23 protein-coding genes and 1 tRNA gene are annotated in these 24,364 nt (G+C 64.1%); 12 read left to right on the top strand and 12 right to left on the bottom strand.

What is annotated here, in order from left to right; genetic code table 11:
- The first annotated feature begins 76 nt into the window (after window positions 1–76).
- The 6 genes from C0Z19_RS23615 to C0Z19_RS23590 all read left to right on the top strand — a co-directional run bounded on the left by C0Z19_RS23615 (window position 77) and on the right by C0Z19_RS23590 (window position 4,083).
- Window positions 77–152: transfer RNA gene (locus C0Z19_RS23615), tRNA-Phe, on the top strand.
- Between the two features lie 258 nt (window positions 153–410).
- Window positions 411–1,142, top strand: coding sequence for a 7-cyano-7-deazaguanine synthase QueC (gene queC / locus C0Z19_RS23610; protein ID WP_102612265.1), 732 nt, complete (start codon window positions 411–413; stop codon window positions 1,140–1,142).
- Window positions 1,143–1,213: 71 nt separating this feature from the next.
- Window positions 1,214–1,846 (top strand): 7-carboxy-7-deazaguanine synthase, encoded by a 633-nt coding sequence (gene queE, locus C0Z19_RS23605; RefSeq protein WP_102612264.1) that lies wholly within the window; start codon window positions 1,214–1,216, stop codon window positions 1,844–1,846.
- 9 nt (window positions 1,847–1,855) lie between these two features.
- Window positions 1,856–2,308: a 6-carboxytetrahydropterin synthase QueD gene (gene queD, locus C0Z19_RS23600; protein ID WP_102612294.1), complete on the top strand. Its 453-nt coding sequence runs from the start codon at window positions 1,856–1,858 to the stop codon at window positions 2,306–2,308.
- A gap of 258 nt (window positions 2,309–2,566) precedes the next feature.
- Complete coding sequence (locus tag C0Z19_RS23595; RefSeq protein ID WP_102612292.1) at window positions 2,567–3,355, top strand: HpcH/HpaI aldolase family protein; 789 nt, start codon at window positions 2,567–2,569, stop codon at window positions 3,353–3,355.
- Between the two features lie 11 nt (window positions 3,356–3,366).
- Window positions 3,367–4,083 (top strand): tetratricopeptide repeat protein, encoded by a 717-nt coding sequence (locus C0Z19_RS23590; protein WP_102612293.1) that lies wholly within the window; start codon window positions 3,367–3,369, stop codon window positions 4,081–4,083.
- Between the two features lie 14 nt (window positions 4,084–4,097).
- On the opposite strand, the gene rodA is transcribed toward C0Z19_RS23590, so the two are convergent.
- From rodA to C0Z19_RS23565, 5 genes are all read right to left on the bottom strand, one after another.
- Entirely contained in the window at window positions 4,098–5,246 is a 1,149-nt protein-coding gene (rodA, locus tag C0Z19_RS23585) for a rod shape-determining protein RodA (protein WP_102612263.1), read from the bottom strand.
- Between the two features lie 11 nt (window positions 5,247–5,257).
- Entirely contained in the window at window positions 5,258–7,696 is a 2,439-nt protein-coding gene (mrdA, locus tag C0Z19_RS23580; protein ID WP_102612262.1) for a penicillin-binding protein 2, read from the bottom strand.
- 19 nt (window positions 7,697–7,715) lie between these two features.
- Window positions 7,716–8,228: a rod shape-determining protein MreD gene (mreD, locus tag C0Z19_RS23575; RefSeq protein ID WP_102612261.1), complete on the bottom strand. Its 513-nt coding sequence runs from the start codon at window positions 8,226–8,228 to the stop codon at window positions 7,716–7,718.
- Window positions 8,225–9,340 carry a rod shape-determining protein MreC gene (gene mreC, locus C0Z19_RS23570; RefSeq protein WP_102612260.1) on the bottom strand — a complete coding sequence of 372 codons (1,116 nt, stop codon included), beginning with the start codon at window positions 9,338–9,340 and terminating at the stop codon, window positions 8,225–8,227. The genes mreD and mreC overlap by 4 nt, the downstream gene beginning before the upstream one ends.
- 89 nt (window positions 9,341–9,429) lie before the next feature.
- The gene (locus C0Z19_RS23565) at window positions 9,430–10,473 is read right to left on the bottom strand and encodes a rod shape-determining protein (RefSeq protein WP_017772379.1); all 1,044 of its coding nucleotides are present in this window, start codon (window positions 10,471–10,473) and stop codon (window positions 9,430–9,432) included.
- A gap of 378 nt (window positions 10,474–10,851) precedes the next feature.
- Between C0Z19_RS23565 and gatC the strand changes: the two genes are divergently transcribed.
- The 5 genes from gatC to C0Z19_RS23540 all read left to right on the top strand — a co-directional run bounded on the left by gatC (window position 10,852) and on the right by C0Z19_RS23540 (window position 15,948).
- The gene (gene gatC / locus C0Z19_RS23560) at window positions 10,852–11,151 is read left to right on the top strand and encodes an Asp-tRNA(Asn)/Glu-tRNA(Gln) amidotransferase subunit GatC (RefSeq protein WP_102612259.1); all 300 of its coding nucleotides are present in this window, start codon (window positions 10,852–10,854) and stop codon (window positions 11,149–11,151) included.
- A gap of 40 nt (window positions 11,152–11,191) precedes the next feature.
- Window positions 11,192–12,694, top strand: coding sequence for an Asp-tRNA(Asn)/Glu-tRNA(Gln) amidotransferase subunit GatA (gene gatA, locus C0Z19_RS23555; RefSeq protein WP_102612258.1), 1,503 nt, complete (start codon window positions 11,192–11,194; stop codon window positions 12,692–12,694).
- Window positions 12,691–14,184 carry an Asp-tRNA(Asn)/Glu-tRNA(Gln) amidotransferase subunit GatB gene (gene gatB / locus C0Z19_RS23550; RefSeq protein ID WP_102612257.1) on the top strand — a complete coding sequence of 498 codons (1,494 nt, stop codon included), beginning with the start codon at window positions 12,691–12,693 and terminating at the stop codon, window positions 14,182–14,184. The genes gatA and gatB overlap by 4 nt, the downstream gene beginning before the upstream one ends.
- Window positions 14,185–14,275: 91 nt before the next feature.
- The gene (locus C0Z19_RS23545; RefSeq protein ID WP_102612256.1) at window positions 14,276–15,115 is read left to right on the top strand and encodes a PPK2 family polyphosphate kinase; all 840 of its coding nucleotides are present in this window, start codon (window positions 14,276–14,278) and stop codon (window positions 15,113–15,115) included.
- A gap of 59 nt (window positions 15,116–15,174) precedes the next feature.
- Window positions 15,175–15,948 carry an exodeoxyribonuclease III gene (locus tag C0Z19_RS23540; protein ID WP_102612255.1) on the top strand — a complete coding sequence of 258 codons (774 nt, stop codon included), beginning with the start codon at window positions 15,175–15,177 and terminating at the stop codon, window positions 15,946–15,948.
- A gap of 37 nt (window positions 15,949–15,985) precedes the next feature.
- Here the strand turns inward: C0Z19_RS23540 and C0Z19_RS23535 are convergent, their stop codons facing one another.
- From C0Z19_RS23535 to argB, 7 genes are all read right to left on the bottom strand, one after another.
- A complete protein-coding gene (locus C0Z19_RS23535) occupies window positions 15,986–17,662 on the bottom strand; it encodes a carboxylesterase/lipase family protein (protein ID WP_102612254.1) in 1,677 nt (558 codons plus the stop codon).
- A 427-nt stretch (window positions 17,663–18,089) separates the two neighbouring features.
- Entirely contained in the window at window positions 18,090–19,394 is a 1,305-nt protein-coding gene (locus C0Z19_RS23530; protein WP_102612291.1) for an AmpG family muropeptide MFS transporter, read from the bottom strand.
- Between the two features lie 37 nt (window positions 19,395–19,431).
- Window positions 19,432–20,061 carry a methionine biosynthesis protein MetW gene (metW, locus tag C0Z19_RS23525; protein ID WP_102612253.1) on the bottom strand — a complete coding sequence of 210 codons (630 nt, stop codon included), beginning with the start codon at window positions 20,059–20,061 and terminating at the stop codon, window positions 19,432–19,434.
- Window positions 20,058–21,209 carry a homoserine O-succinyltransferase MetX gene (metX, locus tag C0Z19_RS23520; protein ID WP_102612252.1) on the bottom strand — a complete coding sequence of 384 codons (1,152 nt, stop codon included), beginning with the start codon at window positions 21,207–21,209 and terminating at the stop codon, window positions 20,058–20,060. The genes metW and metX overlap by 4 nt, the downstream gene beginning before the upstream one ends.
- A gap of 258 nt (window positions 21,210–21,467) precedes the next feature.
- Entirely contained in the window at window positions 21,468–22,172 is a 705-nt protein-coding gene (gene slmA, locus C0Z19_RS23515) for a nucleoid occlusion factor SlmA (protein ID WP_102612251.1), read from the bottom strand.
- Window positions 22,139–22,921 (bottom strand): pyrimidine 5'-nucleotidase, encoded by a 783-nt coding sequence (locus C0Z19_RS23510; RefSeq protein WP_102612250.1) that lies wholly within the window; start codon window positions 22,919–22,921, stop codon window positions 22,139–22,141. Before C0Z19_RS23510 ends, slmA begins: the two co-directional genes overlap by 34 nt.
- 70 nt (window positions 22,922–22,991) lie before the next feature.
- Window positions 22,992–23,891 (bottom strand): acetylglutamate kinase, encoded by a 900-nt coding sequence (argB, locus tag C0Z19_RS23505; RefSeq protein ID WP_102612249.1) that lies wholly within the window; start codon window positions 23,889–23,891, stop codon window positions 22,992–22,994.
- 129 nt (window positions 23,892–24,020) lie between these two features.
- Here argB and C0Z19_RS23500 point away from each other — a divergent pair, with 129 nt between their 5' ends.
- Complete coding sequence (locus C0Z19_RS23500; RefSeq protein ID WP_425330306.1) at window positions 24,021–24,362, top strand: cysteine-rich CWC family protein; 342 nt, start codon at window positions 24,021–24,023, stop codon at window positions 24,360–24,362.
- The last annotated feature ends 2 nt before the right edge of the window (window positions 24,363–24,364 follow it).

The raw sequence follows: 24,364 nt of genomic DNA, 5'->3' as shown, positions 1-24,364 counted from the left end.
AAAGCGCCGGCGAAAATGCAGGCGAAAAAAGCACTTGAGCAACGCCGAACCCCTTGCTATACTCTCGCTTCTTCGTGGCCCGGTAGCTCAGTTGGTAGAGCAGCGGATTGAAAATCCGCGTGTCGGTGGTTCGATTCCGCCCCAGGCCACCAGCAGTATCCAACCCCAAGAATCGCAAGGTTCTTGGGGTTTTTCTCATGGCGTCACACCGAACCCGCGAATCGGCATGGACTCAGGCGGCGATTGGGAAGGGGTGCCCACTGCTGCACGGTATAACTGCCGTGCAGCCCGGCCCGACAGGGCGGGGCCTATACTGCAAGCACCGTGCGGCCGCGCTGGCGGGCGCCGCACCGCAACGGGCACGCAGGAGCGTGCCTTCCCTTTTTGATCACGTCCACGGAGTTATTACGGTGATTCGGACAGACGCTAAGCGTGGCGCGCTCGTGCTGTTTTCGGGCGGTCAGGATTCGACCACGTGCCTTGCTTGGGCGCTCGATCGTTACGAAACGGTCGAGACGCTGGGTTTCGACTATGGTCAGCGCCATCGTGTCGAACTCGAGTGCCGGGAGGGGGTGCGTCAAGCGATGCTGCGCACGTTTCCGGCGTGGGCCGGGCGCCTTGGCGACGATCACATGATCGATCTGTCCGTGCTGGGGTCGATCAGCGACACGGCGATGACGCGCGAAATCCAGATCGAGGCCTCCGCGAACGGCTTGCCGAACACGTTCGTGCCCGGCCGCAATCTGATGTTCATGACGATCGCCGCTGCGATCGCCTATCGGCGCGGTTTATCGGCGCTCGTCGGCGGCATGTGCGAGACCGACTTCTCGGGCTATCCCGACTGCCGCGACGACACCATGAAAGCGTTGCAAGTCGCGCTCAATCTGGGCATGGACAGTCGCTTCGTGGTCGAGACGCCGCTGATGTGGCTCGATAAAGCGGATACTTGGAGACTCGCGCGCGAGTTGGGCGGCGACGCGCTGGTCGAGCTCATACGCGTCGAGACGCACACGTGCTACGTCGGCGAACGCGCCGAGTTGCACGATTGGGGCTTCGGCTGCGGCGATTGCCCGGCCTGCCGCTTGCGCAAACGCGGTTATGCGGCATTTCTCGCCGGCGAAAAAGTCACGCAGCCGGCGTAACAGCGCCACGCGGCGGGGTTCCCCAGCCAAGCGGGCCGTTGACTAACGAAGTTGGACGAATCGGGCGCAGCATGACGTACGCGGTCAAGGAAATTTTCTACACGTTGCAAGGCGAAGGCGCGAACGCGGGCCGCCCGGCCGTGTTCTGCCGGTTCGCCGGTTGCAACCTGTGGTCAGGCCGCGAGGAAGATCGCGAGAGCGCGGTCTGTCGCTTTTGCGATACCGACTTCGTCGGCACCGACGGCGAGAATGGCGGCAAGTATCGGGATGCAGGCGCGCTCGTCGACCGCATCGCTTCGCTGTGGCCCGCGGGCGAGGCGCATCGCTTCGTCGTTTGCACGGGCGGCGAGCCGATGTTGCAAATGGACGAGCCGCTCGTTGCCGCGCTGCATCGCGCGGGCTTCGAGGTGGCGATCGAAACCAACGGGTCGTTGCCCGTGCTCGATTCGATCGATTGGGTATGCGTGAGTCCGAAGGCCGACGCACCGCTCGTCGTGACCAAGGGGAACGAACTGAAGGTCGTCGTGCCGCAGGACAATCAACGGCTGTCCGAGTATGCCGAACTCGACTTCGAGCACTTTCTCGTGCAGCCGATGGACGGCCCGGCGCGTGAGCTGAACACACGGCTGGCCATCGACTGGTGTAAGCGTCATCCGCGTTGGCGGCTGTCGATGCAGACCCACAAGTATCTGAACATTCCCTGACTTACCGTGCTGACGATTACCCGAAAACTCGAATTCGATGCGGGCCACCGCATTCCGGACCACCGCAGCCAGTGCCGCAACCTGCACGGGCATCGCTACGTGCTCGAAATCACGCTGCACGGGGAGATTGTAGAAACCGAAGGCGCGCCGGATCGCGGGATGGTGATGGACTTCGCCGACGTCAAATCGCTCGCGATGGAACACCTCGTGAGCCGTTGGGATCATGCGTTCCTCGTCTTCGAAGGCGACACGCGCGTGCGCGAGTTTCTTCAGTCGATGCCCGATCACAAGACGGTCGTCATCGACCGCATTCCCACGGTCGAGCATCTGGCCGCGATCGCGTTCGAGACGCTCTCGCAGGTCTACGACGCCCATTACGGCGTGAATCTGCAACTCCATCATGTCCGGCTCTACGAGACGCCGAATTGCTGGGCCGACGTCGTGCGCGACGGCGCCCGCTAGCCCCCTTTTCTCAAGCGAGACCGCGTGGCATGGAGCGGCCCCGCCGCTGCGCTCGTGCGAATGGACCGCGCGTTGCGCGAAAACGCGTGTCGCCCGGCTTAAGCGAACTTATTGTCGGGGTATGATCGAGTCGGAGCCGCTTGCCTGCGCAGCGACGCGGCCGGCTCATCAATCATCCAAGGAGCGAGACATGCCGGGCGCCGCATTCGCGAATTCGCACTGTTCGTCGCCTGCGCTGCGCGCGCGGCGAGCGCTGTCATGAGCGCGTTCATCAATCCGCTCAAGCAGCGCTTGAATGAAGCTGACAGCGAGCCGCTTTATGGGCTCTGGCTGTCGCTCGCGAGCGCCGATGCGGCCGAAGCGCTGGCCCATGCGGGCTTCGATTGGCTTTGCATCGACATGGAGCATGCGCCGAACGATTCGGCCGACGTGACCGCACAACTGCGTGCGATCGCCGCTGCGCATCTGCCGACCGAGCCGATCGTGCGGGTGCCCGCTTGCGAAGGCTGGCTCGTCAAGCGGGTGCTCGATGCGGGCGCACGCACGCTCATGTTTCCCAACATCGAAACGGCCGAAGACGCCGCTCGCGCGGTTCGGCTCACGCGTTACCCGGACGCGGCCGCGCCCGACGGGCTGCGCGGTGTCGCGGGGGTGGTGCGGGCCGCCGCATTCGGCGCGCGCCGTGATTATGTGCAAAGCGCCAATACGCAGATCGCCACGATCGTCCAGATCGAGTCGGCCCGCGCGTTGGCGGAGGTCGACGCGATCGCCGCGACGCCCGGCGTCGACTGCCTGTTCGCCGGCCCCGCCGATCTGGCGGCGAGCCTCGGGCATCTCGGCGATTCGAAACATCCGGACGTCCAGGCGGCAATCGCTCGCATTGTCGAGGCCGCTCGCCGCGCCGGCATTCCGGCAGGTATCTTTGCGCTCGATGTCGCGAGCGCGCGCCAATATCGCGACGCGGGCTTTCGCGTCATTGCGCTGGCCGCCGACGTCATCTGGCTGGTACGAGCGACGCGCTCGGCGTTGCAGGAGGTAAGGTCGTGAAACATTCTTCGATGATCGGGCGCGCATTGTCGTTGCTCGCGCTTGGCGCCACCGCATGGGCGGTCGCGAGTGGCGTGCAGGCGCAAACCGCCGCGCAGCCCCAGCCGCAGATGCAAGCGCCGTCCAACGGCGACGCGCAAACGCAGACCGCCGTTGCGGACTATAACGCGGGCAACATGTCCGCGGCGCTCAAAGAGTTTCGCGAAGCAGCCGATCACGGCGATCGGCTCGCGCAATTCAACTACGCGATGATGCTGCTCAACGGCGAAGGCACGACGGCCAACCCCGACGAAGGGCGCAAATGGCTGCGCAAGGCGGCTGAGGCGAACATGTCGCACGCGCAATATGTCTACGGAAGGATGTACGACGATGGCGATTTCGTCGCGCGCGATCCGGCCGAAGCGCATCGCTGGTTCCTGAAGGCGGCGCAGCAAGGCCACGTGCAGGCGGAGCTCGCGCTGGCCAATCAATTCCTCGATGGTCGCGGCACGCCGCGCGACAACGCTCAGGCGTTCGTTTGGTACAAGAAGGCGGCGGAGGGCGGGGACATGACGGCGCAGTACGTGACGGGCTCGTTTTACGAACTCGGCGGCGACGGCGTCAAGCGCAACCTGAACGTTGCGCGTGCCTACTACGCAGCGGCCGCCGCGCAGGGCGACCCCGCAGCGCGGCTCAAATTCCAGCAGCTAAGCCGCGAACTGAAGGACGAGTCGAAGCAAGCGAAGTAACGAGCGGGTTCGCCTCAGCTTTTCATCAACCGCTTTTGCCGTCCGACGCTCATGATGAGTCCGACGGCAATCCCGAGCGTCGTGAGCGCGGTGCCGCCGTAGCTCATGAACGGCAGCGGCACGCCGACGACAGGCAGGATGCCGCTCACCATTCCGACGTTGACGAATGCATAGGTGAAGAAGGCCATGGTGAGCGACCCGGCGAGCAGGCGCCCGAACAGTGTCGCGCCGTTGGCTGCGATATACAGCCCGCGAGCAATCAGCGCCGCATAAAGCGTGAGCAGCACGAGTTCGCCAACCAGCCCGAATTCTTCCGAGAAGACGGCGAAGATGAAGTCGGTGTGCTTTTCGGGGATGAAGTCGAGGTGCGCCTGCGTGCCTTTGAGCCAGCCCTTGCCCAGCGGGCCGCCCGAGCCGATCGCAATGACGGCTTGGATGGTATGGAAGCCCTTGCCGAGCGGATCGGAGGTCGGATCGAGCAGCGTGCAGATGCGGTGCTTTTGGTAGTCGTGCATCAGCGGCCACTGCACCTGCGGCTGGCAGATCTTGTCCTGGAAGGTGGCGATCGAAGCGACGCCGATGACCGCCGCGATCAGCACGGGCACGATGAGCTTGAACGAAAGCCCGGCGAAGTAGATGACGAACAGGCCCGACGCAAAGACGAGCACCGCCGTGCCCAGATCGGGTTGCTTTGCGATGAGTCCCACCGGTATGAGCAGGATCACAAAGCCGACGACGAAGTCGTACCAGCGTATCGAGCTCTCGCGGCGCTGGTAGTACCAGGCCAGCATCAAAGGCGTGGCGATCTTCAAGACCTCGGAAGGCTGCACCACGACGCCGACGTTGATCCACCGCTTGGCCCCTTTCTTGGTGATGCCGAACAAAGCCACGGCGACGAGCAACGCGACGCCGAACGTGTAGAGCGGGACGGCAAAGCGCATCAGCGTGGTGGGCGGAACGGTGGCGAGCGCCCACATCAGCATGAACGTCAGCACGATGTTGCGCAGTTGGTCCTCGACGCGCCCCGGCACGTCGATGCTCGCGCTATAGAGCGTGACGATGCCGACGCACAGCAGCAGAAACACCGTCAGCGCGAGCGGACGGTCGAAACCGACGAACATTTTTTTCAAACGTTCGCGCCAGATGCGCTTGTCCAAGGCCATGCGCTTCTCCGTTAATCGTTGGGGCCGGGCGCACCCGGCGTAGTCGCGGCAGGCGGTTGCGCGTCGGTGCGATCCTCGCGCGGCGCAACCAGCGCATCGCTGGCCGGTTCGCGGCGCGATGGATGCCGTTTGGGGGGCGAGCCGGCCGCATCGTTCGTTGCCGCGCTCGACGCTGCGGCTCGGTGCAGGCGGCGGATCACTTCCGCAGCGGAGGCCGGGGGCGCCGAGGCGCTCGAACGTGATGCCGCCGCGCCGGCCTGCGCGCTGCCCGGGCTTTGCGCCGCGGCGGCTGCGCTTGCCGACGAACCGGACGCGGCGGCGCGTTGCGCGGCGACGACGTCGGAGGCGATCAACGGCGCCGACACCTCGCGCGGCGCCGACGCAGGCAAAGCCGGCAGCGGCAGCGCCTTGAAGCCGGCGGCGACCTTGACGGGCGCGGTTGCGCCCTCCGCGGCACCCGCCGCATCCGCCGGTTCGGATGCGCCGATGACGGGGCCCGGGATACCTTGCGTGGCCGAGGCTGCGGCGGCGACCTCCGCTTGCAGGACACCGGGCTTGCCGCGCTGAAGCAGGTAATAGTCGAGCACGCGGCGCACGATCGGGCCTGCGACGCTTGCGCCCCAGCCGCCGTTTTCGACGATCGTCGCGACGGCGATGACGGGATGATCCGCCGGTGCGAATGCGATGAACAGCGAGTGGTCGCGCAGATGCTCGGCCAGTGCGCCGCCGTGATACTTCGCGCCTTGCAGCGAGAACACCTGGGCCGTACCGGTCTTGCCGGCAACCGTATAAGGCGCGTTGCGGAACACTTCGTAGCCGGTGCCGGACGGATTGCTCGTCACTGCCACCATGCCGCGCTTGACGACGTCGATGTCGGCCTGGCTCACGGCGATGCGGCCGCTTTCGTGCGGCACCGTGAGGCGCATGTCGTGCGTGATCGGGTTCTCGATTTCCTTGACGAGGTGCGGCCTCATGACAATGCCATCGTTGGCCAGCGTCGCCGTCGCGTGAGCGAGCTGCAACATCGTGAACGAGTTGTAGCCCTGGCCGATGCCCAGACTGATCGTCTCGCCTTCATACCAGCGCTGCTGCTCGGGCTTGCGGTACGCCTTCTTCTTCCACTCGGTGGAAGGCAGGATGCCACGCGCTTCGCCGGAGATGTCGATGCCCGTGATCTGCCCAAAGCCCCACGGCTTCATGAAGTCGGCAATCGTATTGACGCCCAGGTCGTGCGCGAGCATGTAGAAGTACGTATCGTTCGACACCATGATCGCGCGGTTCATGTCGATCCAGCCCTGGCCCTGCGGCACGTCGTTGCGGAACGTGTGCCCGCCGAACTGGTAGAAGCCCGGATCGTGAAAGCCCCATTCGGGCGTGCGCTTGTGCAGCGTCAACGCGGCTAGCGCCATGAAAGGCTTGTAGGTCGAGCCCGGCGGGTAGGCACTGTGCAACGGCCGGTTCAGCAGCGGGTGATCGGGCGAGTTGTTGAGCTCGTCCCAGGTCTGCTGGTCGATGCCGTCGACGAATGCGTTCGGATCGAAGCTCGGCGCCGACACGAACGCAAGGACATCGCCCGTCGACGGCTCGATCGCCACGAGCGCACCGCGATGCCCCGCGAACGCCTGCTCCGCCACTTCCTGCACGCCGATGTCGAGCGAAAGCACGAGGTTGTTGCCCGGCGTCGCCTGCGTACGCGACAGCGTTCGCACGGGGCGTCCGCCCGCCGTCACTTCGACTTCCTCGAAGCCGGTCAGACCGTGCAGTTCCGCCTCGTAGCTCTGTTCGACACCGATCTTGCCAATGTAGTCGGTGCCTTTGTAGTTGTTTGCATCGAGCCGCGGATCGTAATGATCGGGGTCGCTGTCGTTCTGCTCGCTGACGGCATCGATCTTTTCCTGATCGCGCTGCGAAATGCGCCCGATGTAGCCGATCACGTGCGCGGCTGTCGTGCCGAGCGGATATTGGCGGAACAGTCGGGCCCGCACGTCGACGCCGGGAAAACGGAAGCGCTGCGCCGTGAAGCGCGCGACTTCTTCGTCCGTCAACCGAGTGCGGATCGGCAGGCTTTCGAAGTTCTTCGAATCCTCGAGCAGCTTCTTGAAGCGATGCCGATCGCGCGCGTCGATCGTGATGACGGTTGCGAGTTTGTCGATGACGTGATCGAGCGTGTCGTCGAGCTTGGATGGCGTGATCTCGAGCGTGTACGCGGAATAGTTGCGAGCGAGCACGACCCCATTGCGGTCGGTGATGATGCCTCGGTTGGGGACGATCGGCGCGACCGAGATGCGGTTCTCGTCGGCCTGCAACGAGTACTTGCTGTAGTGCCACACCTGCAGAAACAGGAAGCGCAGCACCAGCAGCCCGAAGCAGGCGAGCACGAACAGGCCCGCCGCCGCGACGCGGAAGCGGAACCTCATCAGTTGCTGCTGGGTGTTTTTGAATTCGGTCATGCGTCTGCGACGGACCCGCTCAGATGGGCCGCGTGTCGTCCGGATCGGCCGGGCGGCGCTGCGGCATGAGAAGCAGCGAGCAGGCGAGCGGCCAGAGCGCGGCTTCGACGAAACCATGCGCGAGCTGGCCCCAGCCCGGGAACGGCGCGCCCGTCAGCAAGCGCGTGACGAACGGCACGAGTTGCGCCAGCACGAGCAGCGGCGCGACGGCAAAGACCTGCAGACCACGCGGCATCCACAGCACGCGCCTGTGGATCGTAATGGCGCCGTACGAGAGCAGCGTATAGGCGAGGGCGTGCTCGCCGAGCAGACTCGCGTCGTGTACGTCCATCAGCAAGCCGAGGAAGAACGCGACACCCATCCCGACCTTGCGCGGTTGGTGGACATTCCAGAACAACAGCACGAGTGCGACGAAATCGGGGACGCCGATGAGGCGGCCCCAGGGCATCAGGTTGAGCAGGAAAGCCGCCGCCAGGCTGAACGCGATGAAGTACGGATTGACCGGCAGCAGGATGTACTGCGGGCGATTCATCGTGCGGCTCCCGACGCGGGGCGCGGTGCTGGCGCGCCATGGACTTTTGCATCGGCCGCGGCAGCCGCGGCCTGCTTTTCAGACTGCTTTTCGGCTGTCTTGCCCGCGCCTTTATCCGCCGCCTTTTTGTCTTCCGGTTTCTTTTCGCCGACACCCGTGCCCGCTTTTGCGGCGGCGGCCTCGGACGCCTTCCCCGCTTTGTCCGCAGTCTTGCCGCCCTTTTTGCCTTTGGCGTCTTTCTGCGTCGATGCGGGCGGCTCCTCGGGGCGCGGCGGCGCATCGTCGTGATAGCGGAGCACGAGCACGTCGCGCGCGCCGCGCACGGCGGCGACCGGGGCGCAGACGACGCGTGCGAAGGCCGTATCGGCCTGCTTGTCGACGCGTACGACCTTGGCGACGGGCAGCCCCTGGGGGTAGACGCCGTCGAGGCCGCTCGTGACGAGTTCGTCGCCGGCGACGACATCGGCGCTGATCGGCACGAAACGCAATTCGAGCGTGTCGCCCGCCGCCGTGCCGTAGACGACGCTGCGCAGCCCCGTGCGCACGATTTCCACAGGGACGGCCTGGTCCTTGTCGGTCAGCAACGTGACCTCCGATTGCATCGGGAAGACGCGCGTGACCTGGCCGATCATGCCGTCCTCGCTGACGACGGGCGAGCCGTTCTGCACGCCTTGCTGCGAACCCCGGCCGATGACGACCTTCTGCGTGAACGGATCACGCATGCCATATTGGACTTCGGCCGGAATCGACTGCGTCATGGCGTTGCGCGACAGATCGAGTAGCGCGCGCAGATGCGTGTTCTCGGCAGTCAGCGTGGCGACTTCGTTCGCTTTGAGCGAGAGCTGAAGGTTCTTTGCGGCGAGCGCTTGATTCTCGCCGCGCAGCGTGTGGTTCGTCACGGCGAACTGCGCTGCGCCAACGGCGAGATCGCGCGGCAAAAGCGCCGCGCGTTGCAACGGATAGAGCCCCGCGTCGAGCACGGCGCGCACGATCTCGAGCGTCTTGAAGCGTGCATCGGAAACCAGCAGCACGAGCGATAGGACGACGAAGAAGATGAGCCGCGCGAGCGCGGACGGGCCTTGCTTAAACAGAGGCGGCGGACTGTATTCCATGGTCGACGCCGAGGGTGTGAACGTGTGCGGGTGTCGGCAGGGCGCGCATTGGCGCTGGACCGGCGACCCGCGCCCCTTTCACTTGCATGTCACTCGTAAGAGAAGATGCTGCCGAGCTTGTCCATGCGCTCGAGCGCCATGCCCGAGCCGCGCACGACGCACGTGAGCGGATCCTCGGCGACGAGCACGGGCAGGCCCGTTTCTTCGGCAAGCAGACGATCGAGATCGCGCAACAGCGCGCCGCCGCCCGTCAGCATCATGCCGCGCTCGGCAATGTCCGCACCGAGTTCGGGCGGCGTTTGCTCGAGGGCGATCTTCACCGACGAGACGATCTGGTTGAGCGGGTCGGTCAACGCTTCGAGAATCTCGTTGCTCGAGATCGTGAAGCTGCGCGGAATGCCTTCCGACAGATTGCGCCCCTTCACTTCCATTTCCTTGACTTCCGAGCCCGGGAACGCGGAGCCGATTTCCTTCTTGATCGCTTCGGCCGTTTGCTCGCCGATCAGCATGCCGTAGTTGCGGCGGATGTAGTTGACGATCGCTTCGTCGAACTTGTCGCCGCCGACGCGCACCGAGCCCTTGTAGACGATGCCGCCGAGCGAGATCACGCCGACTTCGGTCGTGCCGCCGCCAATATCGACGACCATCGAGCCCGTGGCCTCCGATACGGGCAGGCCCGCGCCGATCGCGGCCGCCATCGGCTCTTCGATCAGGTAGACCTGCGAGGCGCCCGCCCCGTGTGCCGCTTCCTTGATGGCGCGGCGCTCGACCTGCGTCGAACCGCACGGCACGCAGATGATGATGCGCGGCGACGGCGAGAACATGCGCGATTCGTGGGCCGTCTTGATGAACTGCTTGATCATCTGCTCGGTGACCGTGAAATCGGCAATCACGCCGTCTTTCATCGGTCGAATCGCTTCGATATTGCCGGGCACCTTGCCGAGCATCTGCTTGGCCTCGCGGCCGACTGCCTGAATGGTTTTCTTGCCGTTGGGGCCGCCTTCCTGACGGATGGACACGACCGACGGCTCGTCAAGGACGATGCCCTTGCCACGCATGTAGATCAGCGTATTGGCGGTGCCGAGATCGATGGCCAGGTCATTGGAGAAGTAGCTGCGCAAAAAGCCGAACATGAAATTCCTGTCTCGCGGGAGAGGCCTCGCTTCGCCATCTAGGCGCCGCGGGGCGGCGGAAAAAAATAAAAGCTTCGGGTTCTGAGCGGCTGCCGTTCGAGCGCCGCACGCGAGCGCGAAGCTGCAAAGAATTCGACCGGAGGCCGCGGCACGCGAGGCGGCGGCGCATTGTCCCGTGCCGAGTGAGCCTGGGCAGGGACGGTCCGGGTTTGGTTCGAACGCGTAATGATACCTTATAATTTCGACCTATTTGTAGTAAACGGGCGGTCCTTTTTGCCGTTCCAGCCCCATGTTCGAGGGCACGATCCGACGCCCTAACCCCGCGCCGCAACATCGTTTTTTCCGCGTTGCGCGTTACTCTGGATTCCGGTGAGACACATGGCTTTGACCTTGACCGATGTGACACGCATCGCCCATCTCGCGCGGCTCGAATTGGCCGATGCCGATCGCGAGCACACGCTCGCCCAGCTCAACGAGTTCTTCGGACTCGTCGAGCAAATGCAGGCCGTCGACACCTCCGGCATCGCGCCGCTCGCGCATCCGATCGAACAGATCGAGGACGTTGCGCTGCGCCTGCGCGAGGACGCCGTGACCGAGACGGTCGAGCGCGACGCGAACCAGCGCTGCGCGCCCGCGACCCAGGACGGGCTCTATCTGGTCCCGAAGGTGATCGAGTAACCGTCTGCCGCATTCACGGATTTACGGAAAAGAAACCGACATGTACGAGAAAAGTTTGAGCGAGCTCGCGAGCGCGCTCGCGAACAAGGCGATTTCCGCCGTCGAGCTCGCGCAGTTGTACCTGCAGCGGATCGACGCTGCGCGCGATCTGAACGCGTTCATCGAAGTCGAGCCCGAGCTCACGCTCGAGCAGGCCCGCGGCGCCGATGCGCAACGGGCGCGCGGCGAAGGCGGCCCGCTCACGGGCGTGCCGGTCGCGCACAAGGACGTCTTCGTTACGCGCCGCTGGCGCTCGACGGCGGGCTCCAAAATGCTTGCCGGCTACGAAAGTCCGTTCGACGCCACCGTCGTCGAGCGTCTGGCGCGCGCGGGCATGGTGACCCTCGGCAAGACGAACATGGATGAGTTCGCCATGGGGTCGTCGAACGAGAACTCCGCGTTCGGCCCCGTGCGCAATCCGTGGGATACCCAAGCGGTGCCGGGCGGCTCGTCGGGCGGTTCGGCCGCTGCGGTGGCGGCGCGCCTCGCTCCGGCCGCAACGGCGACCGATACGGGCGGCTCGATCCGTCAGCCCGCGTCGTTTTCGGGCGTGACGGGCATCAAGCCCACCTACGGACGCGTGTCGCGTTACGGGATGATCGCCTTCGCGTCGTCGCTGGACCAGGGCGGCCCGATGGCGGCCAGCGCCGCCGATTGCGCACTGCTGCTCAACGCGATGGCGGGCTTCGACGAGCGCGATTCAACGAGCCTGCAACGTGCCGATGAAGACTACACGCGCTATCTGGGCCAACCGCTCACGGCCGACGCACCGGCTGGCCGTCCGCTTACGGGCCTGCGCATCGGGCTGCCGACCGAATACTTCGGCGCGGGGCTGTCCGAGGACGTGCGCGCGGCCGTCGAAGCCGCGCTCAAGCAGTATGAGGCGCTCGGCGCGACGCTCGTGCCCGTGTCGCTGCCCAAGACCGAACTGTCGATCCCCGTCTACTACGTGATCGCGCCGGCCGAAGCGTCGTCGAACCTGTCGCGCTTCGACGGCGTGCGCTACGGCCATCGTGCGAGCGAGTACCGCGACCTGCTCGACATGTACAAGAAGTCGCGCGCGCAAGGGTTCGGCCCCGAAGTGAAGCGCCGCATTCTCGTTGGCACCTATGTGCTTTCGCACGGCTATTACGACGCTTACTACCTGCAGGCGCAAAAGATTCGCCGCATCATCGCGCAAGACTTTCAGGAAGCCTTCAAGGTGTGCGACGTCATCATGGGGCCGGTTGCTCCGTCGGTGGCCTGGGACATCGGCGCCAAGGGCGACGATCCGGTGCAGATGTATCTGGCCGACATCTATACGTTGTCGGTCAGTCTCGCCGGTCTGCCCGGGATGAGCGTGCCCTGCGGCTTCGGCGCGGGCCAGAACGCCCAACGCCCGGTCGGTCTGCAGATCATCGGCAAATATTTCGACGAAGCGCGCATGCTGCAGATCGCCGATGCGTTCCAGCGCGTGACGGATTGGCAACGCCAAATGCCGCAAGCGGCTTCGCGGGAGGCATGAACATGGAGTGGGAAGTCGTCATTGGTCTCGAGACGCACGCGCAGCTGTCGACCGTCTCGAAAATTTTCTCCGGTGCTTCGACGCGTTTCGGTGCCGAGCCCAATACACAGGCATGCGCCGTCGATCTGGCGCTGCCCGGCGTGCTGCCGGTGATGAATCGCGGCGCCGTCGAGCGCGCGATTCGCTTCGGGCTCGCGATTGGCGCGACGGTCGCGCCGCGCAGCATCTTCGCCCGCAAGAATTATTTCTACCCTGATCTGCCGAAGGGCTACCAGATCAGTCAGTACGAGATCCCCGTCGTTCAAGGCGGCACGATCACGATCCAGGTGCCGGCCAATGAAAAGACCGGTGCGGCGGGGTACGAAAAGACGATTCAACTGACGCGCGCCCATCTTGAAGAAGACGCGGGCAAGTCGCTGCACGAAGACTTCGCCGGCATGACGGGCATCGATTTGAACCGCGCCGGCACGCCGCTGTTGGAAATCGTCACGGAGCCCGACATGCGCAGCGCGGCGGAGGCCGTGGCATACGCGAAGTCGCTGCACGCGCTCGTCGTCTGGCTCGGCATTTGCGACGGCAACATGCAGGAAGGCTCGTTCCGTTGCGATGCGAACGTTTCGGTCCGTCCTGTCGGTCAACAGGAATTCGGCACGCGCGCGGAAATCAAGAACCTGAACTCGTTCCGATTCCTTGAAGAGGCGATCCAATACGAAGTGCGTCGTCAGATTGAACTGATCGAAGACGGCGGCAAGGTGGTGCAGGAAACGCGTCTTTACGACCCCGATCGGCGCGAGACGCGTTCGATGCGAAGCAAAGAGGACGCGCACGATTACCGCTACTTCCCCGACCCCGATCTGATGCCGCTCGTTATCGACGCAGGCTGGATCGAGCGCGTGAAGGGCGAGATGCCGGAACTGCCGGCGGCGATGCAGCAGCGCTTCCAAAAGGATTACGGATTGACGCCATACGACGCGAGTGTCCTGACGTCCAGCAAAGCGATGGCCCGGTATTTCGAGACGGTGATCGCGAAGCTAAGCGATGTGAAAGACGCTGCCGTTATGCAAGCTAAGGGCGTGGCGAACTGGATCATGGGTGACGTTTCCGCGCAGCTCAATCGCGACGGGCTCGAAATCGATGCATGCCCCGTCTCGGCCGCGCAGCTCGCGCTCGTGCTGCAACGGATCGCAGACGGCACGATCTCGAACAAGATCGCGAAGGAGATCTTCCTCGCCATCTGGGAAGAGAAGGCGACCGACGAAGGGGCGGCCGACCGCATCATCGAAGCAAAGGGCTTGAAGCAGATCTCCGATACGGGCGCGCTGGAAGCGATCATCGACGAAGTGTTGGCGGCGAACCAGAAGTCGGTCGAGGAATTCCGCGCCGGCAAGGAAAAGGCGTTCAACGCCTTGATTGGTCAAGCGATGAAGGCAACGAAGGGCAAGGCCAACCCGCAGCAGGTCAACGAACTGCTGAAAAAGAAGCTCTCCTGAGCAATCGGGCGGCGATCCATCATCGCCAGCGGCCGGCGCGGCAACGCGCCGGCCGGCCCGATGCGAGCCTAACGAAGAGGCACGAAACGGCATGGCCAAGCGCAAGCAGTTGGACGACTTTCGCGTTCCATTCTTTAACGGCGGCAAAGCGGATAAGGGTTTTTCGTTCGCCGATTTCGATCCCCGCGCCAAGCCGTTTTCGACCGGTGCCAAGCAGGCCGACCGCGAGCGCTTGATCGCCTACGCCGCCCAGCTCGACGAAATGCAGGAGCGCCTGCATGCGCAGCGGCGCGAGCGTGTGTTGCTCGTGCTGCAAGGCATGGACACCGCCGGCAAGGACGGCACGATTCGCGCGGTATTTCACGAAGTCGATCCGCTCGGCCTACGCATTGCGACCTTCCGCGCACCGACGCTGACCGAAACCGCGCACGATTTCCTGTGGCGCGTCCACCAACAGGCGCCCGCGGCCGGCGAGCTGACGATCTTCAACCGGAGCCATTACGAAGATGTGCTCGTACCGCGCGTGCGCGGCGAGCTGCGCGCCGACGAGATCGAGCGGCGCTACGCTCACATTCGACATTTCGAGGCGCTGTTGGCCGATTCGGGCACGGCGATTCTCAAATGCTTCCTGCACATTTCGAAGGACGAGCAGCGCGAACGGCTGCAAGCGCGCATCGACGATGCCACGAAGCACTGGAAGTTCGACCTGGCCGACATCGACGCGCGCCACCAGTGGGACGACTATCAGGCCGCTTACGTCGATGCGCTCGCGGCGACCTCGACCGAGCATGCGCCCTGGTATGTCATTCCGGCCGATTCGAAATCGCACCGGAATCTGATGGTGGCCGCGCTGCTGCTGCGCCTGTTCGAAAGCTTGAAACTGCAGTACCCGCCCGCCAAGGAATCGTTGCAAGGCATCACCATCAGTTGATGGCGGCGGGCGCAGACGATCACACATGTTGAACCCGACTAAACCACCAAGGATTACGCATCATGCGAGTGATTACGGCCAATTTGAACGGCATCCGCTCGGCCGCTAAAAAAGGCTTCTTCGATTGGTTCGGTCAGCAAGACGCCGATGTCGTCTGCGTGCAGGAAGTCAAATGCTCGCAAGACGACATGACGCCCGAATTCCTGGCGCCGCACGGCTATACCGGTTACTTTCAGCATGCCGTGAAGAAGGGATACAGCGGCGCCGGTTTATACACGCGCCGCGAGCCTGACGAAGTGGTCATCGGCTTCGGCAGTAAAGAGTTCGATCCCGAAGGCCGTTACGTGGAAGCGCGCTTCGACGGGTTGTCGATCGTTTCCGTGTACGTTCCGTCCGGTTCGAGCGGCGACGACCGACAGCAAGCGAAATTCCGCTTCATGGACGAGTTCATGCCGCATCTCGCCGCGCTTCGCAAGACGCGTGAGGTGATCGTCTGCGGCGACGTCAACATCGTTCACAAAGAGATCGACATCAAGAACTGGAAGAGCAATCAAAAGAATTCCGGTTGCCTGCCCGAAGAGCGAGCCTGGCTCACGAAGCTGTTCGACGACATTGGTTATGTCGACGTATTCCGCCGGCTCGATCAGCGGCCGGAGCAGTACACGTGGTGGAGCAATCGCGGCCAGGCCTATGCGAAGAATGTCGGGTGGCGCATCGACTATCAGATCGCCACTCCTGGCGTGGCCGAGACGGCGAAAAGCACGTCGATCTTCCGCGACATCAAGTTCAGCGATCACGCGCCGCTGACGGTCGACTACGCGCACAGCCTGTAGGAACCGAAAGCAGTGCGGCGGCACGCCGGTACGCCCGTCAACGGCGGTCGTGCGCGAGATGCGGATTTTCGTCGTAATACCGGCGTAAGAATGTGTGCCGCGGCGACTCGGCGTCGGTGATGGTTTTCGTCTCGACAGCGATTTGCTGGCGCAGAAGCCCGCCGCGTTCTTCACGCGACGCGGGCCATTCGGGCAGCGATGGGTCGTTCGGCGTGCCCGTTTTCACGAAATGCGCGACGTAGCCTGAGAAAATGCGCGAAACCGCATGATCCTCGGGCCGCCAGACGAAGCGGTTCGACAGCCCGAGCGTGCCTAGCGCGTACTTGATTTCCGCGCTGTGTACGGCGCCGTCTTCCGGTGGTTGCCCCGGTTCCGGGAACCGTTTCGGCGGGCGTTTGTGTGTGTAGTAATAGAAATAGACGGGCGCGCCGCCCGTTTCGCGGTGCGCGTCGACCCACCGGCGCGTGGCATGGCTGATGAAGATGTCGCTGGCAAGCGAGGTCGCGGAGCGCCGCACTTCGTCGTCGTCGTTACCGGGATATAGCGCGAGCACGTCGGTGGAGTAGGGACCGAATATGCGCTTGAGCGCGGCGCGCCAGTTTTGCGGCGTCGGCGGCTGCTGGTTCAGGACCATCGTATGAGGCGCTTCGTGCGAATTGCTGCCGACGAGCAACGGCACGCGCGCCTGCGAGCCGGCCGCGAAAGTCGTTTCGGGCAGCTGGGTCAAAAAGTGACCGTCGACGGACGGCCAAAAGAGGAACTTCGGGTTGTCCTTCGGGCCGGTGCCTGCCAGCAATGTTTCGGCCGGCATGGCGCGCAGCAGGCTCAGCGACGGCGCCTTCATCGCTTGTTGGAAATGCTCGGACGCCGTTTGCGCATCCTCGCGCGACCATACCGAGAGCGGGCCGAACGCTGCCCCGCTCTGACCGATGGCGCGGGCGAAGAGCCCGCGCGACAGCGGCGACGCCATATGGGTGCTGACCGCCACCGAGCCGGCCGATTCCCCGCCGATCGTGATCTTATCGGGATCGCCGCCGAACCTTGCGATGTTCTCGCGCACCCAGCGCAGCGCCGCGTGCTGGTCGAGCAGCCCGTAATTGCCGGCAGCGCCATGCGGTGATTCGCGCGCCATTTCCGGCAAAGCCAGGAAGCCGAAGACGCCGAGCCGGTAGTTGACCGTCACCGTTACCATCCCGCGCGCGGCGAGCGCCGCGCCGTCGTAGCGCGGCTCCGAGCTGTCGCCCGCCGCGAAGCCGCCGCCGTAGAAGTAGACGAGCACCGGCAGTTTTGCGCCGGCCGCTTGCGCCGGCGTCCATACGTTTAAAAAAAGGCAGTCCTCGCTCATGGCACGGGTGCGAAATTCCATCGGAAACAGCAGCAGCTGCATACAGCGCGCGCCGAATTGCTGTGCGCTGCGCACGCCGGCCCATGCCGTGACGGGTTGCGGCGGCTTCCAGCGCAGCTCGCCTACCGGCGGCGCCGCGTAGGGAATGCCTTTGAATGCGCGCAACGTGACGCCTGCATCCGAAAGGTGTACGCCTTCGATCGCGCCCGCCGGCAGATTGATGCGTGTCGCGGGTCGATTGGCAGCTGCATTGAGCGCCGTGGGAGACAGCAGGCCGAGCGAAGCGGCGATCAGCAGCGCGGCAGCGGTGCGGCTACGCGTGGGGCGTTGAAAGCGAATGCGTTGAGCAGTGAGCGATTGAGTCTTCATCTTTTGATCCTCTCTATTCGTAAAGTGATGAGCACGGACCGCATTTCGCATTGAAGACGCGAATAAATCATCGACGCCATGATGAAATGGCGTAATGAGATTGCTGCTGAGGAATGATGCGAACCGATCTGATGCGGGATCGGCCCTAACGACGCCCTGCTTGGGGCGTGGGAGGCATTCTGATGTAGATTGTGCCGGCAATGCGCGTAATTTTTCTAAATCAGACCAAGAGAATTACGCGCGGCCGAGAGCGGGATTTGTAATGAAAATTGCTTTTCTCGCTTAATGCGAAATGGGCATAATTTGATTCGGATCGGTTGAAATCGATCGTATTGTTAAAAATGCCTTCGCCACGATTCGCAGGTTTTAACCAACGAATAACACGGCGAAGCCAGCATGGGACGGGCGCACGGCCCGCGCTTGCTGATCACTCGGTCGGACGCTGCAGCTCGCGTTCTCGCCACGGCGCGATCTTCGGCAGCAACAGCATGCCTGGCGCGGCCAGGGCAGCACATACGAGGAAGTAATCGAACCAACCGATCTTCGCGACGGCATAGCCGCTCGCCGCCGAAGCCAGCGTGCGCGGCACGGACGCGAGGCTCGTGAAGAGCGCGAATTGCGTGGCCGTGTAGCGTGGATCGGTCGTGCTCGCGATATAGGCCGTGAAGGCCGCGAGGGTCAGCCCGGTGGCGAACGTCTCGAAGCCGTAGATCAGCCCAAGCGCGGCCGGCGACGGGCCGATTTTCGCGAGCCAGGCGAAGCCGAGCGTCGAGACGATTTGCACGAAACCGAAAATCCATAGCCCGCGCGCAATGCCGATCTTGACGAGCCAGGCGCCGCCGACGATGCCGCCTGCGAGGCTCGCCCAAAACGCCGTCGTCTTTGCAATGACGCCGATTTCCGTCTTGTTGAAGCCGAGGTCGAGGAAGAACGATGTCGAAAGCGTCGTCGCCATCGTGTCGCCGAGCTTGTAGAGGAAGATGAACGCGAGCACGAGCAACGCTGCGCCCAGCCCATCGCGCGTGACGAACTCCGCCAGCGGCTGCACGAGCGCATCGCGCAGGTTCTTTGGCGGCGCGCCATGCACTTGCGGCTCGCGCACGAGCAGCGTCAGCGCCATGCCAGGCAGCATGAACGCCGCGGTGACGACGAACACGGCGGTCCAAGGCAGATGATCGGAAAGAATCAACGACAGCGAACCCGGCACGAGCGCCGCGACTTTATAGGCGTTCACATGCACGGCATTGCCAAGCCCTTGCTCGGTGTCGGCGAGCAATTCACGCCGGTAGGCATCGATGACGATGTCCTGACTCGCCCCGAAAAACGCGACGAGCGCCGTCAATGCGGCAACCGTCCAAATGGCGTCGCGCGGCGAGACGAAGCCGAGCGAGGCGATCGCGCCCGCGACGAGCAACTGCGTGCAGAGCATCCAGCCGCGGCGGCGTCCCGGGCGCCAGAACGGCAGCCGCGGCACGTAACGGTCCATGAGCGGCGCCCAGACGAATTTCCAGGTATAGGGGAATTGAATCAGCGCAAACAGGCCGATTTCCTTCAGATTGACGCCTTCGGAACGCAGCCACGCCTGCACGAGATAGACGAGCGTAAACAGCGGCAAACCCGACGTAAAGCCGAGAAACACGCAAATGAGCATGTGCCGGTTCAGGAACGCGCGCCAGCCGGGATGCGCCTCATGCGCGCTCAGCGCGGCGCCTTCATGCGGTGTGGGCGGGATATCTCGTTTGATGGTCGACCTCTTCGCTGCAGCCTTTTCAACCCGGCGCAGGCACTCGCGAGCTGCGCCTGACGCGGTAGACCGCAAGACTACCACGCCAGTTCGCGCCCCAACGAACCGCCTTGCCGCCGTGCAGCACCGCGCGATCGAGGATCTCGATGCCGACCTCGGGCGCAAGGGCTTCGAAATCGCGGATCGTCAGCACCCGCACGTTCGGCGTGTTGTGCCATTGATAGGGCAGCGTTTTCGAAACCGGCATCCGTCCGCGCAATACCGAAAGCCGATGCGGCCAGTAGCCGAAGTTCGGAAACGACACGATGCATTCCTTGCCGACACGCACCGTCTCGCGCAGGATCGCGGCCGTTTGATGGATCGTCTGCAGCGTCTGCGACAGGATGGCGAAGTCGAAGCTGCCGTCCTCGAACAGGCGCAGACCGTCTTCGAGATTCTGCTGAATGACGTTGACGCCTTGCTTCACGCAGGCGAGCACCCCCGCATCGTTGATCTCGATGCCATACCCGGTCACGCCGAGCTCCTCGGCCAGTAGCGCGAGGAGACTGCCGTCGCCGCAGCCCAGATCGAGGACGGTCGCGTTGGGTTCGACCCAGCGGGCGATGGCCCGAAAATCGGAGCGCGTGGCGAGCGAATCGATGGCGGCCTGGTTCATGCGCGAACCTCCTCGGCAATGCGTTCGTAATAGGCACGCACGACGTTGTGATAGCGCGCGTCGTCAAGCAGGAAGGCGTCGTGCCCATGCGGTGCGTCGATCTCGGCATAGGTGACGCGCCGCTTGTGATCGAGCAATGCCTTGACGAGTTCGCGCGAGCGCGTGGGCGCAAACCGCCAATCGGTCGTGAAGCTCGCAATGAGGTACTGAGCGCGCGAGTGCGCAAGCGCGGCCGTCAGATCGCCGTCGAATGCCTTGGCCGGATCGAAGTAGTCGAGCGCGCGCGTAATCAACAAATAGGTGTTCGCGTCGAAATAGTCTGCGAACTTATCGCCCTGATAGCGCAAATACGATTCGACCTCGAACTCGACATCGAAGCTGAAATGATAGTCGTCGTCCAGGCCGTCACCGCCCGGTCGGCGCAGTGCGCGGCCGAACTTGGTGGCCATGTCGTCGTCCGACAGGTATGTGATGTGGCCGATCATGCGCGCGACGCGCAGCCCGCGTTTCGGTTTGACGCCATGCGCGTAGTAGTCGCCGCCATGAAAGTCGGGATCGGAGAGGATCGCCGAGCGGGCCACTTCGTTGAACGCGATGTTCTGCGCGGACAGCTTCGGCGTGGAAGCCACGACGATGCAATGACCGATGCGGTCCGGGTACATGAGACTCCAGGCGAGCGCCTGCATGCCGCCGAGACTGCCTCCCATGACGGCGGCGAAGCGTTCGATGCCGAAGGCGTCGGCCAGGCGCGCCTGCGCATTGACCCAATCCTCGACGGTCACGACCGGAAACCGCGCGCCATAGGGCTTACCCGTGGCGGGATCAAGGCTCATCGGGCCGGTCGAGCCGAAGCACGAGCCCAGATTGTTCACGCCGATCACGAAAAAGCGGTTCGTATCGAGCGGCTTGCCGGGCCCGACCATGTTGTCCCACCAGCCGACGTTCTTCGGCTCGCCGGCATAGACGCCCGCGACGTGATGCGACGCATTCAGCGCGTGGCAGACGAGCACGGCGTTCGAGCGCGCTGCGTTGAGCGTGCCGTAGGTCTCGACCATGAGGTCGTAGCCGGCCAGCGCCGCGCCGCTTTGCAGCGCGAGCGGCTCGGTGAAATGCATGAGTTGTGGAGCGACGATGCCGATCGATTCCATCTGTTCCGCCTTCTGACTGGGCGGCTAAATGGTGTCGGCGGTGCGCGGGGCATGACTGACAGCGCGCGGCTGACGACCTCTTTAGCCGCATTTATAGTGAACCCGACATTCGGTGTCAGGGTTCGCGCGCCCGCAATCGAGTCGACAAATCGGCGCGCTGCTTTTTGCGTTCCCGTTCGGGCCGCCCCGCCGGACAACGGCGGGCGATACGCTCAAAGCAATTGAACGGCAAAGGATAGCGGAAAACCTGATAACGCGCTATTGCAGAATCAAACGCAGTTGGGCATCCGCATGCTCGGCGGGCATCCGCGTAAAGCCGCTGCGCGCGTACCGGTGCCATCGGCCCACGACATAGCTGACGAGCAGATTCGCGCGCACGGCGGGGTCATAATCGGCCGGCAGCGGCCCTGCGGCGGGCCCTGCGGCGGGCGCGGCGCGGGGCGGCTCCGGCGCGGCCTGCGCCTGATTCGCTTCCATCAGCGCGATGCGCAGGCTTTGCTTGACCGATGCTTCGACGCGCTCGAGCATTTGCGCAACGCGCTCGGCGAGCCGCGTGTGTTCGCCCACCAGCGCTTCGCCCGTCAGCACGCGCGTCATGCCGGGATTTTTAGCGGCGAAATTGAGCAGCATCATCCCGATCGCGCGGGCTTGCAGCACGCCGTTCGGCTCTTTTTCGGCGATCTGGTTGATGAGGCCGAAGAACGTGGCTTCGATGAACTCGATCAGCGCTTCGAACATCTGCGCCTTGCTCGCGAACTGGCGATAGAGGGCCGCCTCCGACACGCCGAGCCGGGCCGCCAGTGCGGCCGTCGTGATCTTTTCGCTTTTGGGCGCCTCCAGCATGGCGGCCAGCGTGTGCAGAATATGGACACGCCGTTCGCCGGGCTTCATACGCGTGCGCGCGGCGTTCGTCGGTTGCGTCTCGCGGTCTAGCTCCGCGTCCTGCTCTGGAATCGGCTCCATTTACGCCCCGCTTCGTGACCCGGTCTCAGCGATTTTAACGAACGAATGCGTCGATCGACATAATGCGGGCGTCCGCTGCCCGGCATTCGCACGGCCGCGTCGCCCGCGCGGGCCGGCGTGGGCAGGTGCCCGACGATCCAGACCGTGCCGATGCCGAGCCGCCGGTAGCGTTTCAAATGCGAACGTGTGTCTTCGACGAGGATGGCCTCGGCAAGCGGCACGCGCGCGTCGCGCAATACGCGGCGCAGCATCGCAAGGTCGGGCTTCGCATGCCAGGACCGGCGCCGGCGCATGTGCTCGATCGCAATGATGCGCTCGAACAGCCGCTCGATGCCGAGTTCGGCGAGCACCGCCCGCGCGTAGGTTTCGGGCGCGTTCGTCAGGATGATCTTGCGTCCCGGCAGCGACGCGACCAGCCGGGCAAGCCCGCGTTCGCCGCGCACCATCGAGGGCAGGTCGGGAAACGTGTGGACGGCCTTCAGGAAATCGTGCGGATCGATCGGATGATGGCGCGCGAGGCCCAGCAGCGTCGCCCCGTAGCGCCGCACGTAGCGCAGCCGCAGGTAATCGGCTTCGGCCGCATCGAGGCTTAGCGTTTCGCGAATGTAGCGCGTCATGGCCTCGTTGATCGCCGGAAAGATGGCGTGCGAGGCGTGATGAAGCGTGTTGTCGAGATCGAAGAGCCACACCGGGCTGCCCGAGCGCGGACGGACCCGGGCTCTCTTGCGCGGGGTCGGCGACAAAGACATCGATTGGACTCCGAAGCGGCGCCCGGGGCCGGCAGCACGAACGGCGTGCCCGGCCCAGGCGCGCAAAGGCTCAGTGCGAGCGGATCATGGTGCCGAACGGCTGTTCGGTCAGGATTTCGAGCAGCACCGAGTGTTCGATGCGGCCGTCGATGATGTGGACCGAGCGCACGCCGCTCTTGGCTGCGTCGAGTGCCGAGGCGATTTTCGGCAACATGCCGCCCGAAATCGTGCCGTCCGCGAACAGCGCGTCGATCTCGCGTGCCGAGAGATCGGTCAGCAGATTGCCTTCTTTATCCATGACGCCGGGGATGTTCGTCATCATGACGAGCTTCTCGGCGTTCAGGACGACGGCCAGCTTGCCGGCCACGAGATCGGCATTGATGTTGTACGACAGGCCGTCTTCGCCGAAGCCGATCGGCGAGATCACGGGAATGAACGCGTCGTCCTGCAGCGCACGCACGACGGCCGGGTTGATCGATTCGACTTCGCCCACCTGCCCGATGTCGACGTACTGCCCGGGATTATCGCGGTCGGGCATCATCAACTTGCGCGCGTGGATGAGGCCGCCGTCCTTGCCCGTGAGGCCCACGGCGTGACCGCCGAAATGGTTGATCAGCGTGACGATGTCTTGCTGCACTTCGCCGCCGAGCACCCATTCGACGACTTCCATCGTCTCTTCGTCGGTGACCCGCATGCCCTGGATGAACGTGCCCTGCTTGCCGATCTTCTTCAGTGCCTGATCGATTTGCGGGCCGCCGCCATGGACGATGACGGGGTTGATGCCCACCAGCTTGAGCAAAATGACGTCGCGCGCGAAGCCTTGCTTCAGGCGTTCCTCGGTCATCGCATTGCCGCCGTATTTGATGACGACGGTCTTACCGTGATATTGGCGAATATAAGGCAAGGCCTCGGCCAGAATCTCGGCTTTCAGCGTGGGCGCGATCTGGGCGAGGTCGAGGGGCTCGGACATGGCGGCAAGCTCGGCAGGCAACGGTTCAAACAGGGGGGGCGAAAAACAGGCGCAATTGTACAGGACTGAGAAACGCAGCCGCGGTTTTTGGTCGCAGTGCGCGGATGACGCGCCATTTCTTTGACAAAGATGCATGCGGCATGCCAAGAAGGCTGGCATCATGGCCTCATCGTGTTGTTTTTACACATTTTTTTGCTTGATTGTCGACGAGGGATGGCGTCCATGGATGTTTCAGACCGCGGGCCGGAATCGGAACCTCGCGCACGTTGCCCGCGATGCGGCGTGGCATTCGATTGCGGGAGGGCCTCGCGACCGTTCAAATGCTGGTGCGCCGACATGCCGGCGCTGCCGGCCGAAGCGGCGCAAGGCGGCGGGCGGCCAACCCAATGCATCTGCCCGGCCTGCTATGCCGACGCCCTTGCCGCTGCCGGCGCCGCGGGCGCGGGCACGGGCGACACCCCGACTCTCTGAAT

The organism is Trinickia soli (assembly GCF_002879855.1).
GTDB lineage: Bacteria > Pseudomonadota > Gammaproteobacteria > Burkholderiales > Burkholderiaceae > Trinickia > Trinickia soli.
Note: the sequence above shows the minus strand (reverse complement) of the source record. Positions and strands in the feature narration are given on the sequence as shown.